Origin of the sequence: Pantoea sp. JV6 (genome assembly GCF_025910055.1) — a bacterium.
Classification (GTDB): domain Bacteria; phylum Pseudomonadota; class Gammaproteobacteria; order Enterobacterales; family Enterobacteriaceae; genus Pantoea; species Pantoea agglomerans.
Genome location: NZ_JAPCIM010000014.1, coordinates 47,465 through 59,725, shown reverse-complemented (window position 1 = coordinate 59,725; position 12,261 = coordinate 47,465). Strand labels below are relative to the sequence as shown.

Below are 12,261 nucleotides of genomic sequence, written 5' to 3'. Positions count from 1 at the left end.
GATTTTCATACGAGGCGCTGTTTCAAGACACCCTCTAATTTACCGGGCTTTTTGCTCACTCCCTGTGTGTATTGTCTTCTGCACCTTCGCAGTAGAGAGAAACGGGTTTTGACTGAGGAAATTACACGTTATGAAAGGTTTTAAAATCAGCCTGGCCTGGCAGATTCTGACAGCCCTGGTGCTTGGCATCGTTGTGGGTGCTGTGTTGCATAATCAGCCAGACAATCGTGAATGGTTAGTCACCAACATTCTCAGCCCGGCAGGCGATATCTTTATTCATCTTATCAAGATGATTGTGGTACCGATTGTGATTTCATCCCTGATTGTCGGCATCGCTGGCGTGGGTGATGCAAAGAAGCTGGGACGCATCGGCGTCAAAACGATTCTCTACTTTGAAGTGATCACCACCATTGCCATTGTGGTCGGTATTACGCTGGCCAACGTATTTCAACCCGGCACCGGCATTGATATGTCAACGCTGGCAACGGTGGACATCTCTAAATATGAAGCGACAACGGCAGAGGTACAGGGCGGTCCGCACAGCCTGGTGACCACCATTCTGTCGCTGATCCCGCAGAATATTTTCGCCTCAATGGCGAAGGGCGACATGCTGCCGATTATCTTTTTCTCGGTGCTGTTTGGCTTAGGCCTGTCGTCACTGCCGTCAGAACAGCGCGATCCGCTGGTGAACCTGTTCCGTGGCATTTCTGAAGCGATGTTTAAAGTGACGCACATGATCATGCGCTATGCCCCGGTGGGTGTGTTTGCGTTGATTGCGGTGACGATTGCTAACTTCGGCTTTGCCTCGCTCTGGCCACTGGCCAAGCTGGTGCTGCTGGTTTACGCGGCAATTCTGTTCTTCGCCTTTGTGGTGCTGGGCGGAGTGGCGCGCTTCTGTAAGCTGCGGATTACCACGCTGATGCGTATCCTGAAGGATGAGCTGATTCTCTCTTACTCTACTTCCAGCTCGGAAACGGTGCTGCCGCGTATCATGGAGAAGATGGAAGCCTACGGGGCGCCGAAAGCGATCACCAGCTTCGTGGTGCCGACCGGTTACTCGTTTAATCTGGATGGTTCAACGCTTTATCAGAGTATCGCAGCGATCTTTATTGCGCAGCTGTATGGCATTGACCTGTCGCTGACCGACGAGATTGTGCTGGTAATAACGCTGATGGTGACCTCTAAAGGTATCGCTGGCGTGCCAGGCGTCTCCTTCGTGGTGCTGCTGGCCACGCTGGGCAGCGTCGGCATTCCTCTGGAAGGTCTGGCGTTTATCGCCGGTGTTGATCGCATCATGGATATGGCGCGTACCGCGCTGAACGTGGTCGGTAATGCGCTGGCGGTGCTGGTGATTGCCCGCTGGGAAAACCAGTTCGACGTCGAAAAGGCGAAAGAGTATGAGCTGGAGCTGCGGACACAGACCGCAAGCTGAACACGGCATTAACGTAAGAATGGGCTCAACGAAAGTTGGGCCTTTTTTTGTTTTAAGGGGCGTAACCCGGCCAGCCAGGATATGAACGACAGCTCCTGTGCCTTATAAACGCCGATATATCTGCACAAACACGCCTTTTTGAGAATGAATGTTTCCGACTGTGACTTTATCGGTGGTCGCTCGACTTTCCCAGCACTCGGCTTCAACATCACAAGATGTCTGGAGCTCATACCCCTCTGATTTTAAGTAATTCCTGATACTATGAGTTTCAGTAACACCATAAAATTTTACGGTAAAGACGTTAGCTTCGGTGCCTGTTATTCTCCCGAATTCAAATTTATAATCGTCTGATATTCTGGGTATTTTTTTCAACAATTCAGGCGTGTAATATTCATACGACCGCTTATCCTGCTCGGTATAATATGCGCTGCTGGCAAACTCCATTCTCACATATGGCCAGCCAGCCACTATCGCAAGAGCAGCGATGACAACCGTACCAATTAGAATGACGATAGCTTTCCTCATAATCCCATCCTGGCGTTGTTGGTACCAAATATGACAAACGTCCCGTCATGCTGCGGCAGGATAACGTTCCCGGAAAGAAAATCATTATAGGGGACCACCGTCCGCATGAACTGCGGTAACAAAGCTTTACGGGGACGTAAGTGCGGGAATCTTTCTGGGTCGGGAAATAGCAGAGGCTGAAAAGTCTCATTTTTCCAGTTGCCAGTTTTACCGTAATAGTCCCAGCGTTTAAGGGCTTCTTCTTTACTTACCGGACGGAGCATCTTGAAGGGGTTTTGAACCGACACCACGCGGTAAAAACCCAACAGATCTGAAACCAAGTCTTCACCACTAAAACCGCTGTCAGTCACCAGATTATTGGGAAACGAACCCTGAAATGCCTCAAACTTGCGAGCCATATTCATCATCATCGCTAGGGCAATGCTTTTCTGCTCCCAGTAAGGTCGCCCACGCCGGATTCGCCAGGTCATCACCTTACCCGATCGGAGTAATCGAAAGGGTGATGTCATGCCCTGTGAATATCTGACATCATAAAATTCTTTACCCAATGATTCACCCTGCGTCATTGATCTAAAAAGCTCTCGAATGTCTGTCCCCTGGGCGTGTCCCAAATCCACCCAGCCAAGCACTTCCGTGTAAACTATCCCGAATCTGGCTGTGCTGGCATCTCTACCATCAATAATGTCGTTTCGTTTACTCATCCTGAATATTCCTGTTTCGTCCTGTGTAAAGTCACTATGTCCTTATTTCTCATAACATCTCAGCGAAGTACCAACTCAGGTAGCCTCAGACTGTTCACTTAAAGTCATCTGCTCCTCTGGTTTTCTCTCTTTTGTTTTAGAAAGGCACATTCACTCCGCCACTACATTACAACGCTTTAAACATGTCCAAAATGATCCAACCACTGCACTCTTTACCGCAGCTACAAAAATTCCAATAGAAGAAAAGGTTCACCTGAAGAGTAAAGCGTCCCACGCCATGGACAAAAACGCCGGGAGCGTTTTTGAACAACGCAGAGCGTTGGCCCGGCAACGGGCGCACCTCATGGATGAGGTGCATAATCGCGTGGGCCGAGCGTCATGGATGACGAATGCGTCTTTACGATCAGGTGAACCTATTCTGACCTGCGCCAGTCTCCCAGCGATTCCTCTCACATGCACCGCACCCAGGCCGGAATGCGGAGCGATTAAGCTCCCAATGCCCAACATCACTCACTCAACCTGATCCCCCGCAACATGACTCACCCCACATCCATCGAAAAAAGATCTCACCCAATGAATTAATCATTCGTTATGATAGTTAGTAATTTGAATAATTTATTCCTTTGCGGAGCCCGCCATGAAACTCGATCTCAGCCAGATGATCACCGAAGGCCGCAACCTGGCCAGCCAGAATATTGACGAACTCTCCACCGAAGCGATGCTTCGCGTCATCAATGATGAAGATAAAAAGGTGGCGCTGGCGGTTGAGGCCATCGTGCCGCAGATTGCCGCCGCCGTTGACGCCATCTGCGCCGCATTCCAGGCCGGTGGACGACTGATCTATTGCGGCGCAGGCACCTCCGGTCGGCTGGGCATACTGGATGCCAGCGAATGCCCACCTACCTTTGGCACACCCCGCGAGCAGGTGGTCGGCCTGATTGCAGGAGGTCATACCGCCATACTCCAGGCGGTAGAAAACGCGGAAGACAACCGGGAGCAGGGCGCGCAGGATCTGAAAGATATCCACTTCAGCCGCCACGATGTGCTGGTTGGCATCGCCGCCAGCGGTCGCACACCCTACGTACTGGGCGCGCTGGCATACGCGAACGAACTTGGCGCAACCACTGTATCGCTCACCTGTAATCCAGGCAGCGCCATGTCGCAGGTTGCCGCGATTGCGCTCACGCCGGTGGTCGGCCCCGAAGTGGTCACCGGGTCTTCCCGTATGAAAGCGGGCACGGCACAAAAACTGGTGCTCAACATGCTCACTACCGGGTCGATGATCCGCAGCGGAAAAGTGTACGGCAACCTGATGGTCGATGTGGAAGCCACCAATCAGAAACTGGTGCAGCGTCAGGTTAACATCGTCATGCAGGCCACTGACTGTGATGAGGCGACGGCCAGCGCCGCGCTCACCGCCTGTGGCGGACACTGCAAAACCGCCATTCTGATGGTGCTGGCTGACCTGGCTGCCGATGAGGCGAAAGCGCTGCTCAGTCAGCATCACGGCTTTATCCGTCAGGCTTTACAGGCAGCGGGAGCACGCTAATGGCCAGAATCACCGCGGCACTGTTGCGCGACATCCTGCAGGCGGTCGGTGGCGCGCAAAATATCGCGGCCTGTGGTCACTGCATGACGCGGCTCCGCCTGACGCTCAATCAGCCGGGAGAGAGTGATCTGGCACGGTTAAAAAGCCTGCCGGGTGTCTTAGGCGTTATCGACAGCGAGGCACAGTTGCAGATTGTGCTGGGGCCTGGCAAGGCGCAAACCGCCGCCGAGGGGATGCAGAACCTGCTGGCTCAGGGTGATACCGCGCTGGCACCGCAGGGCGAAACAGCGGAACTTCGCGTGCTGGCGAAGCAGCAGAAGCAGCAGCTAAAGGCGAAACAGACCAGCGGCGTGCATCAGTTCCTGTCGCGCTTCGCCACCATCTTCACTCCGCTGATTCCGGGCTTTATCGGCGCGGGGCTGCTGCTGGGATTTGCCACGCTGATTGAACAGAGTCTCCACCTCACTGCACCCGGTGACCACGCGCCCTGGCTGCTGCATACCGTGGCGTACATGAAAGTCTTCGGTAAAGGGCTGTTCACTTTTCTCAGCATCCTGATTGGCTACAACGCGCAAAAAGCGTTTGGCGGCAGCGGCGTCAATGGCGCAATCATCGCCTCGCTGTTTGTGCTCGGCTATGTGCCCACGGCCACCACCGGCTACTACAGCGGCATGGAAAACTTCTTTGGCCTGGCGATCGACCCGCGCGGCAACATTATTGGCGTGCTGATGGCGGCGATTATCGGGGCGTGGATTGAAAAACAGCTGCGCAAAATCATTCCCGACAATCTCGATATGATCCTCACCTCGCTGTTTACGCTGTTGATTACCGGCGCCATCACCTATCTGTTGATCATGCCGCTGGGCGGCGAACTGTTTAAAGGGATGTCGTGGCTGTTTATCCATCTCAATAACAATCCCTTTGGCTGTGCGCTGCTGGCCGGGCTGTTCCTGATCGCGGTGATGTTCGGCATCCATCAGGGCTTTATTCCGGTCTACTTTGCGCTGATGGAAACCCAGGGTTTTAACTCGCTCTTCCCGATTCTGGCGATGGCGGGAGCAGGCCAGGTCGGCGCATCACTGGCATTGTGGTGCAAAGCAGAAAAAGGGGCGCTGCTGCGGGCGCAGATCAAAGGCGCTATCGTGCCGGGGCTGCTTGGCGTCGGTGAACCGCTGATCTACGGCGTCACTTTGCCGCGCCTCAAGCCCTTTATCACCGCCTGCGGCGGTGGTGCGCTGGGCGGGTTCTTTATCGGGCTGGTGGCGTGGCTGGGTTTGCCGGTCGGGATGAACACGGTATTCGGACCCTCCGGCCTGGTCACGCTGCCACTGATGACCTCCAGCCAGGGGATCTTCGCTGGCATGGCGGTCTATCTGGCCGGGCTGATGGTGGCCTGGATCGGCGGATTCCTGCTCACCTGGTGGTTTGGCACCCGTAATGTCGACCTCAGCTGACCCGCTGCCGGAATTCTCCAGTCCGGCTAACGGATGGATAATCAACCAAAAATGTGAAAGCCGCTACAAAGCGGCTTTATTATTGCCACTAATTTAACTTAAACGCTAAAGAGTAGGCAGAAGCATGCCGAAAACATAAAAAAAGGTAATCGTTATCTCTCAGCCCACAGTTTTCATGCCGACACTCAGACCGTCGCGTGCAGGACGTCGGGTCTCCAAGGACTTTTGATGCGTAACAACCAGCCTGTCTCTCAGCGTGAATATCTGTTCGACGATAATGCGACACTGATGTCGACCACCGATCTTAACAGCCACATCACCTACGCTAACGACGCGTTTATTGAGGCGAGCGGCTTCACCGCCGACGAGATTAACGGCCAGCCGCATAACATGGTGCGTCACCCCGATATGCCATCAGAAGCGTTTGCCGACATGTGGGCGACGCTGAAACAGGGTGAACCCTGGACGGCACTGGTCAAGAACCGCCGTAAAAATGGCGATCACTACTGGGTGCGGGCCAACGCCATTCCGGTAGTACGCGACGGTAAAGTGCAGGGCTACATGTCGGTGCGCACCAAACCCACGGCAGAGGAAGTGCGTCAGACTGAGGTGCTCTATCAGGATTTTCGTGAAGGCCGCGCCAGAGGGCGACGTTTTCACAAAGGCCTGCTGGTTCGCAGCGGCTGGCGTCGTCCCGCCTCAATCCTGAAGACGCTGCCCCTTCGCTGGCGGATCCGCACAACGCTGCTGACGTTGCTGCCCCTCTCGGTGGCAGGCGTCTGGGCGCTGGGCATGACGCCCGCGGCACTGGCAGGCTTTACCGCGGGAATGGCTGCGCTGCTTCTGCTCTGCAGCCTGTGGCTGGAGCAGCAGATTTCACGCCCTATCGAGCGGATGTGCAAACAGGCGCTGAGCGTGGCAACCGGTGCCAGCCATAAAGTGGAGCAGATGGACCGCGTTGATGAGGTGGGTGTGACGCTGCGCGCCATCGGTCAGCTCGGATTGATGTTCCGCTGGCTGGTGGATGATGTCAGCGGCCAGGCGATCAACGTGCTGAGCGCCAGCGACGCCATCGCCCGCAGCAACAACGAACTCAGCCGCCGTACCGAACAGGCGGCTGCCAACGTGCAGCAGACTGCGGCCACCATGAACGAAATGACCGCCACGGTGAAGAGCAACACTGAAACTGCGCATGAGGCGAATACCCTCTCAGCCGGCACCAGCCACGCTGCCAGCAAAGGCGGCGAGGTGATGACCGAAATGATGGGCATGATGGGCGAAATTGCTGACAGTTCAAAGCGGATTGCCAATATTACCAGCGTTATCGACGGGATTGCGTTCCAGACCAATATCCTGGCACTGAACGCCGCCGTGGAAGCGGCGCGGGCCGGTGAGCAGGGCAAAGGCTTTGCGGTGGTCGCCGGAGAAGTGCGCAGCCTGGCGCAGCGCAGCGCCAAAGCCGCGAGCGAAATCAAAATGCTGGTTGAAACCAGCGCCAGCCGGGTCAACTCGGGCAATGAGCACGCCAGCGCGGCAGGCCGCACGATGCAGGATATCGTGTCGCAGGTGCAGAATGTCACCGCACTGATCGCCCAGATCAGCGCCGCCACGGCCGAACAGGCGACCGCGCTCAGCGAAGTCAGTTCAGCGGTGGAAGATCTTGATGATATCACCCACCAGAATGCCGCCCGCGTGACAGAAAGCGCCGAGGCTTCAGGTCGCATGACCCATCAGGCTAACCGTCTGGTCGAAGCGATCAGCGTCTTTCGTTAAGAGAAGAGATTCAGCGGCCCGGTTAAGAGGCCAGCGCCTGCGTGCCGTCGCGTCCGGCACGCAGTGCGCCTGGTGACTGACCGACAATCCGTTTAAAGGCGCGACTGAATGCCGCAATCGAGCCGTAGCCGAGATGATAAGCCACGGCTTCCACCGCTTCACCGTTGTTCACAATCCGTTGCACCGCCAGCCGCATCCGCAACTCCGTCAGATAGCGCAGCGGCGTCATGCCGGTGGCATTGAGAAACCGTCCGGCAAACACTGAGCGCGAACAGCCTGCCACGCTGGCCAGCCGCGCCACCGTCCAGTTTTCGCCTGGCTCCCGATGCATCGCAGCAATCGCCTGACTCAGACGTGGATCGCGCATCGCCTGCACCAGCCCACTGCGCTCGCCGCAGCCGTTCTCTACCCAGCCGCGCACAATCAGCGCGGCAACCACGTCTGCCAGACGCGACAGTATCCCGGCGAATCCCGCCTGGCGGGTGAGCGACTCCCGCTCCATCGCCGCCAGAATCGGCTGAATCTCCGGGTATTGCGACAGCAGAGTACTCACCAGCATCACATCGGGCATGGTGTTGATCAGCGGCTGCATGCCGCCGAGCTCAAACGCCATGCAGGCGCTGAACAGCAGCACACTGTGCTCGTCATCACAGGCATCTTCCGGGGCTGCAATGGCGCAGACGCTGTCGCAGAGCGGCTTGCTCGCCATGTTCTTAATACACTGGCAGCTCGCCTCCTCACTGGAGATCAGGCTGTGGGGTTTGCCGTGCGGCACCAGCAGCGCATCGCCGCTGTTGAGCTGAAAAACCTCGCCGGAGGCGCTGCGCACCATCAGTGAGCCGCGTCCGACAAAGTGGAACTGCGCCCGGCCCGGCGCGTGCTCATAACGCAGCCCGAACGGCGCGCTCACTGCGATACGCTGATAGTTCACGCCATAGAGGCGCATCCCCATCAGCAGCTCACTGGTCAGATCTCCATAGTGGCTCATGTGATTCCAGACGAATTATCAAAAATGAAGGTGTAAGCATCATAGATCGTCCTGACGCGTCGCTCTATGCTCACACTCACTTTTTTTATCTTCCGGAGAAGCAGCATGAGTCTGACAACCGAAGTGGCTGATGAGGTTTCCTCGCCGACCCGTCCCGCGTGGGGCGCGGTATTTGCTATGGCATTTGGGGTGTTCAGCCTCATCACCGCCGAATTTTTACCCGTGAGTCTGCTGACGCCGATGGCCCACAGCCTCGGCGTATCCGAAGGCCAGGCGGGACAGACCGTCACCATCACCGCGCTGGTGGCGCTGTTTACCAGTCTGGTCACCGGCAGCGTCACGCGGCGCATCGACCGCCGCATCGTCATGCTGGTGTTTTCGCTGTTGCTGATCGCGTCGGCACTGATGGTGGCGTTTGCGGCTGACCTGACGGTGATCCTGCTGGCGCGGGTGCTGCTGGGTATGGCCATTGGCGGCTTCTGGACACTCTCAACCGCCATCACCATGCGCCTGGTTCCCACCGATCAGGTGCCGCGTGCGCTCTCTATCGTCTTCAGCGGTATCTCGCTGGCGACGATTATCGCTACGCCACTGGGCAGCTATCTCGGCGGACTGGTGGGCTGGCGCAACATCTTTATGCTGACTGCCGGACTGGGTGCGGTGGCGCTGCTGTGGCAGTTCTTTACCCTGCCCGCCATGCCGGCAGAGAACAAAGCCCGCAACGGCGGGGTGCTGGCGCTGCTGCGTATTGGTGTGATGCGCTGGGGAATGCTGGCGGTAATCATGATGTTTACCGGTCACTTCGCCTTCTTTACCTATCTGCGTCCATTTCTGGAAAGCGTTGCGCAGCTCAACCTCAATCAGCTGTCGCTGGTGCTGCTGGCCTTTGGTGTGGCGAACTTCTTTGGCACCTCGCTGGCCGGTTTCCTGGTCACCCGCAGCGTATCACTGACCCTGAGTGGCATGGCGCTGTTGATGAGTGTCACCGCGCTGCTGCTGGTGAGCTTTGGCGATGTCAGCTGGATGGTAGGCGCAGGCGTGGCGATCTGGGGTATGGCGTTTGGTTCGATGCCAACCGGCTGGTCAACCTGGATTTCGCGCGCGGTGCCGGATGATGCGGAGTCGGGCGGCGGTTTACTGGTTGCCACCATCCAGCTGGCGATTACTGTCGGCGCGGCGGCGGGCGGCTGGATGTTTGACCTGCGCGGCGCAGGCGGTGTGTTCGTTGCCAGCGGAGTGCTGATGCTGCTGGCCGCGCTGACCATCTTCACCCGGGTACGGCATCACGGTTAAATTCTCAAGGGCAGCAATATATGCTGCCTTTTTTAATGGGCGTAGATAATTAACCTTTTGAGTGATAACTGTGCGAAATGTGCTTTTTATCATCAATTTTACTGAACGAGTTAAGCAAAACCCTCCGCTTTTTACTGATCAACTTCCGGACTAATATATCTATCAACAAGGCAGCAAGCCTTACCTGATAAAAATTAACCGAGGAATTGACCATGAAATCTATCAAAACTTTTGCAGCTGTTATCGCGCTTTCTGTTCTGCCATTCGCCAGCTTCGCCCAATCTGTGACCGCCATCGACTCTACGCTGGATGGTGCTGAAGCGAAAATCGCTGCGCAGGCTCAGGAAGCTGGTGCTTCATATAAAATCACTGAAGCTTACACCAACAACGGCGTTCACATGACCGCTGAGCTGCTGAAATAAGTTAAGTTTTACCCTCTTGTGCTGACAGGACGCCTTTGGGCGTCCTGGCGGCGTTTATCCGCTAATAATCCTGTTCCTTTCCCCCCGAAATAATTATTATTCTCAAAAACAATTCTGCATCTGACTGCTGGTCAGCTGTTTCTGGTTGCAATGTCGGGCTTTCTTTTCACTGCGTCTGCAGTGGATTAACTATGGAGAAGTTATGAAAGCGATTACCAATACGTGCCGGACCCTGCGTCCGCTGTTACTGGCTACGGCCCTGTTCTCTGCCTCAGGATGGCTGGCGGTGCAGGCTGAAGATCTCAATCAGGCTGTGGGTAAAGGCGTCTATGAACTGGCAGTCAGCCCGAAAGATAACGCGCTGTTCGTGGCGACAGCGCAGAACAGCAGCGGTGACGGCGGCACAGTTTTCCGTCTCGACCCGGCTACGCTGGCGGTACAGCAGTCGATCAACACGGAGCTGAAATCGTTCGGCGCGGCGATCAACCCGCAAACCAACGTGCTCTACATCGGCAACACCGTAAACGGCTCGGTTACGGCCATTGACGCCAGCAGCGGCAAAGTGCTCAACACGCTGGTGCTGGATAGCCGTAAGCGCAGTGAGACCGTGCGCCCATTGCAGCCGCGTCAGGTGGCGGTTGATGCTAAAACTAACCGGGTTTATATCACCGGCCTGGGACCGCAAAGCGTGGTCTGGGTGGTGGATGGCAGCACGCTGAAACTTGTCAGTACCATCCCGAATACCGGTAAAATGGGCACCGGCCTGGCGGTAGATTCAGACGCGCAAAAGGTCTACGTCACCAACGGTGATGGTGAACTGGTGACGATCAATGCGCGCACCAATGCCATTGAGAAAAAGCAGAAGATTGACGGAGATAAAGAGCACTTCTTCCTGAACATCGCTCTGGATACGCGCGGTCAGCGCGCCTTCCTGACAGATTCAAAGCAGGCGCAGGTGCTGGTGGTTGATCTGCGTAATCAGCAGGTGATTCAGCGGATTGATGTGCCGGAATCGCTGGCGGTGCTGTTTAATGGTGATCGCGATGAGCTTTATGTTACTCATCGCAAAGCGGGTGAAGTCAGCATCATCGACGCCAGCAGCTATAAGGTGAAGCGCACGGTGAAAACCCCGGCATTGCCTAACAGTCTGGCACTCTCGGCAGACGGCAAGGTGCTTTATGTCAGCGTGAAGCAGCCTGGCTCGCGTAAGGCGCCGCCAAAAAATCCTGACAGCGTGATGCGTATTGCACTGTAAGGCGTGACGTCCCGGGCACTGCTGTGTTGAAGCTGTTTTACATCCGGTCTTTGTAAACGAGAAAGCCACTCTGACGAGTGGCTTTTTTTATTTTCAAAGCCGTTTTGTAGTCTGGGATATCCTTTTGCCCTGGCGGCCCGCGAGACACTTGCCTTTATAGCGAACAGGCTATAGCATCATTTATAGCTTATTCGCTATAAGGATGTTGCGATGTGGGATGTGGATACAACCAAAAGATTTGATGAGTGGTTTAAGGCTCAGAGTGAGGAACTGAAGGAGGATATGCTCGCCGCGATAGTTATCCTGTCTGAGTATGGGCCGCATTTAGCGAGGCCGTTTGCTGATACCGTAGACGGCTCTGATTTTCCGAATATGAAAGAATTAAGAGTGCAGCATCAAGGCAAACCGATACGGGCCTTCTTTGCTTTTGATCCTTCTCGCCGCGGCATTGTGTTGTGTGCAGGCGATAAAACCGGGGTTAAGGAAAAGAAATTCTATAAAGACATGATCAAATTGGCAGATGCTGAATTCCGCAAATATTTGAATGGAGGGGATAATGGCTAATTTAAAAGAGCTGATGGCAAATCAAAGTCCGGAGAGTCGCGAACGCATTGCCAAAAAAGTCGATGCAATGCGGCAGGTTATCGCGCTACACATGTTGCGCGAAGAACTTAACCTGTCACAGACAGAGATGGCGTACGCAATGGGTGTGAAACAGCCAACTATCGCCAGAATGGAACAGGCTGATAATGATCCCCGCCTTTCTACGCTGAAGCGTTACGTTACGGCTCTGGGAGGCGAGATAAGTATCGATGTCAAATTGCCGACAGGCAAAAGAATAGCTTTTGATTTGTGATTAGAAGAGAGAA

General features: G+C 55.4%; 12 protein-coding genes. 9 read left to right on the top strand and 3 right to left on the bottom strand.

Annotation, left to right across the window (positions count from 1 at the left end):
- Window positions 1-130 precede the first annotated feature (130 nt).
- Window positions 131-1,432, top strand: a complete 1,302-nt coding sequence (gene gltP, locus OK412_RS16415) for a glutamate/aspartate:proton symporter GltP (RefSeq protein WP_010252141.1) — start codon at window positions 131-133, stop codon at window positions 1,430-1,432.
- A 102-nt stretch (window positions 1,433-1,534) separates the two neighbouring features.
- On the opposite strand, the gene OK412_RS16410 is transcribed toward gltP, so the two are convergent.
- Window positions 1,535-1,957 carry a hypothetical protein gene (locus tag OK412_RS16410; protein WP_050679826.1) on the bottom strand — a complete coding sequence of 141 codons (423 nt, stop codon included), beginning with the start codon at window positions 1,955-1,957 and terminating at the stop codon, window positions 1,535-1,537.
- Window positions 1,954-2,658 carry a hypothetical protein gene (locus OK412_RS16405; RefSeq protein WP_033759543.1) on the bottom strand — a complete coding sequence of 235 codons (705 nt, stop codon included), beginning with the start codon at window positions 2,656-2,658 and terminating at the stop codon, window positions 1,954-1,956. Before OK412_RS16405 ends, OK412_RS16410 begins: the two co-directional genes overlap by 4 nt.
- A gap of 637 nt (window positions 2,659-3,295) precedes the next feature.
- On the opposite strand from OK412_RS16405, the gene murQ reads away from it, so the two are divergent.
- The 3 genes from murQ to OK412_RS16390 all read left to right on the top strand — a co-directional run bounded on the left by murQ (window position 3,296) and on the right by OK412_RS16390 (window position 7,434).
- A complete protein-coding gene (gene murQ, locus OK412_RS16400) occupies window positions 3,296-4,207 on the top strand; it encodes an N-acetylmuramic acid 6-phosphate etherase (RefSeq protein ID WP_264353368.1) in 912 nt (303 codons plus the stop codon).
- Window positions 4,207-5,661, top strand: coding sequence for a PTS N-acetylmuramic acid transporter subunit IIBC (murP, locus tag OK412_RS16395; protein ID WP_264353367.1), 1,455 nt, complete (start codon window positions 4,207-4,209; stop codon window positions 5,659-5,661). The genes murQ and murP overlap by 1 nt, the downstream gene beginning before the upstream one ends.
- A gap of 228 nt (window positions 5,662-5,889) precedes the next feature.
- Entirely contained in the window at window positions 5,890-7,434 is a 1,545-nt protein-coding gene (locus tag OK412_RS16390) for a PAS domain-containing methyl-accepting chemotaxis protein (protein ID WP_010252127.1), read from the top strand.
- Window positions 7,435-7,456: 22 nt separating this feature from the next.
- Here the strand turns inward: OK412_RS16390 and OK412_RS16385 are convergent, their stop codons facing one another.
- The gene (locus OK412_RS16385; protein WP_010252125.1) at window positions 7,457-8,422 is read right to left on the bottom strand and encodes an AraC family transcriptional regulator; all 966 of its coding nucleotides are present in this window, start codon (window positions 8,420-8,422) and stop codon (window positions 7,457-7,459) included.
- A 105-nt stretch (window positions 8,423-8,527) separates the two neighbouring features.
- Here OK412_RS16385 and OK412_RS16380 point away from each other — a divergent pair, with 105 nt between their 5' ends.
- From OK412_RS16380 to OK412_RS16360, 5 genes are all read left to right on the top strand, one after another.
- Window positions 8,528-9,715 carry an MFS transporter gene (locus tag OK412_RS16380; protein WP_010252123.1) on the top strand — a complete coding sequence of 396 codons (1,188 nt, stop codon included), beginning with the start codon at window positions 8,528-8,530 and terminating at the stop codon, window positions 9,713-9,715.
- A 212-nt stretch (window positions 9,716-9,927) separates the two neighbouring features.
- The gene (locus tag OK412_RS16375; RefSeq protein WP_009092571.1) at window positions 9,928-10,137 is read left to right on the top strand and encodes a DUF1471 domain-containing protein; all 210 of its coding nucleotides are present in this window, start codon (window positions 9,928-9,930) and stop codon (window positions 10,135-10,137) included.
- Window positions 10,138-10,339: 202 nt separating this feature from the next.
- Window positions 10,340-11,392, top strand: a complete 1,053-nt coding sequence (locus tag OK412_RS16370; protein WP_010672046.1) for a YncE family protein — start codon at window positions 10,340-10,342, stop codon at window positions 11,390-11,392.
- A 210-nt stretch (window positions 11,393-11,602) separates the two neighbouring features.
- Window positions 11,603-11,956 (top strand): type II toxin-antitoxin system RelE/ParE family toxin, encoded by a 354-nt coding sequence (locus tag OK412_RS16365; RefSeq protein ID WP_022625232.1) that lies wholly within the window; start codon window positions 11,603-11,605, stop codon window positions 11,954-11,956.
- Window positions 11,949-12,248: a helix-turn-helix domain-containing protein gene (locus OK412_RS16360; RefSeq protein WP_064690602.1), complete on the top strand. Its 300-nt coding sequence runs from the start codon at window positions 11,949-11,951 to the stop codon at window positions 12,246-12,248. The genes OK412_RS16365 and OK412_RS16360 overlap by 8 nt, the downstream gene beginning before the upstream one ends.
- The last annotated feature ends 13 nt before the right edge of the window (window positions 12,249-12,261 follow it).

Excerpts from the sequence above, each read along its gene's own strand:
- gltP (WP_010252141.1), top strand. The coding sequence starts at position 131 with ATGAAAGGTTTTAAAATCAGCCTGGCCTGGCAGATTCTGACAGCCCTG.
- OK412_RS16410 (WP_050679826.1), bottom strand. The coding sequence starts at position 1,957 with ATGAGGAAAGCTATCGTCATTCTAATTGGTACGGTTGTCATCGCTGCT.
- OK412_RS16405 (WP_033759543.1), bottom strand. The coding sequence starts at position 2,658 with ATGAGTAAACGAAACGACATTATTGATGGTAGAGATGCCAGCACAGCC.
- murQ (WP_264353368.1), top strand. The coding sequence starts at position 3,296 with ATGAAACTCGATCTCAGCCAGATGATCACCGAAGGCCGCAACCTGGCC.
- murP (WP_264353367.1), top strand. The coding sequence starts at position 4,207 with ATGGCCAGAATCACCGCGGCACTGTTGCGCGACATCCTGCAGGCGGTC.
- OK412_RS16390 (WP_010252127.1), top strand. The coding sequence starts at position 5,890 with ATGCGTAACAACCAGCCTGTCTCTCAGCGTGAATATCTGTTCGACGAT.
- OK412_RS16385 (WP_010252125.1), bottom strand. The coding sequence starts at position 8,422 with ATGAGCCACTATGGAGATCTGACCAGTGAGCTGCTGATGGGGATGCGC.
- OK412_RS16380 (WP_010252123.1), top strand. The coding sequence starts at position 8,528 with ATGAGTCTGACAACCGAAGTGGCTGATGAGGTTTCCTCGCCGACCCGT.
- OK412_RS16375 (WP_009092571.1), top strand. The coding sequence starts at position 9,928 with ATGAAATCTATCAAAACTTTTGCAGCTGTTATCGCGCTTTCTGTTCTG.
- OK412_RS16370 (WP_010672046.1), top strand. The coding sequence starts at position 10,340 with ATGAAAGCGATTACCAATACGTGCCGGACCCTGCGTCCGCTGTTACTG.
- OK412_RS16365 (WP_022625232.1), top strand. The coding sequence starts at position 11,603 with ATGTGGGATGTGGATACAACCAAAAGATTTGATGAGTGGTTTAAGGCT.
- OK412_RS16360 (WP_064690602.1), top strand. The coding sequence starts at position 11,949 with ATGGCTAATTTAAAAGAGCTGATGGCAAATCAAAGTCCGGAGAGTCGC.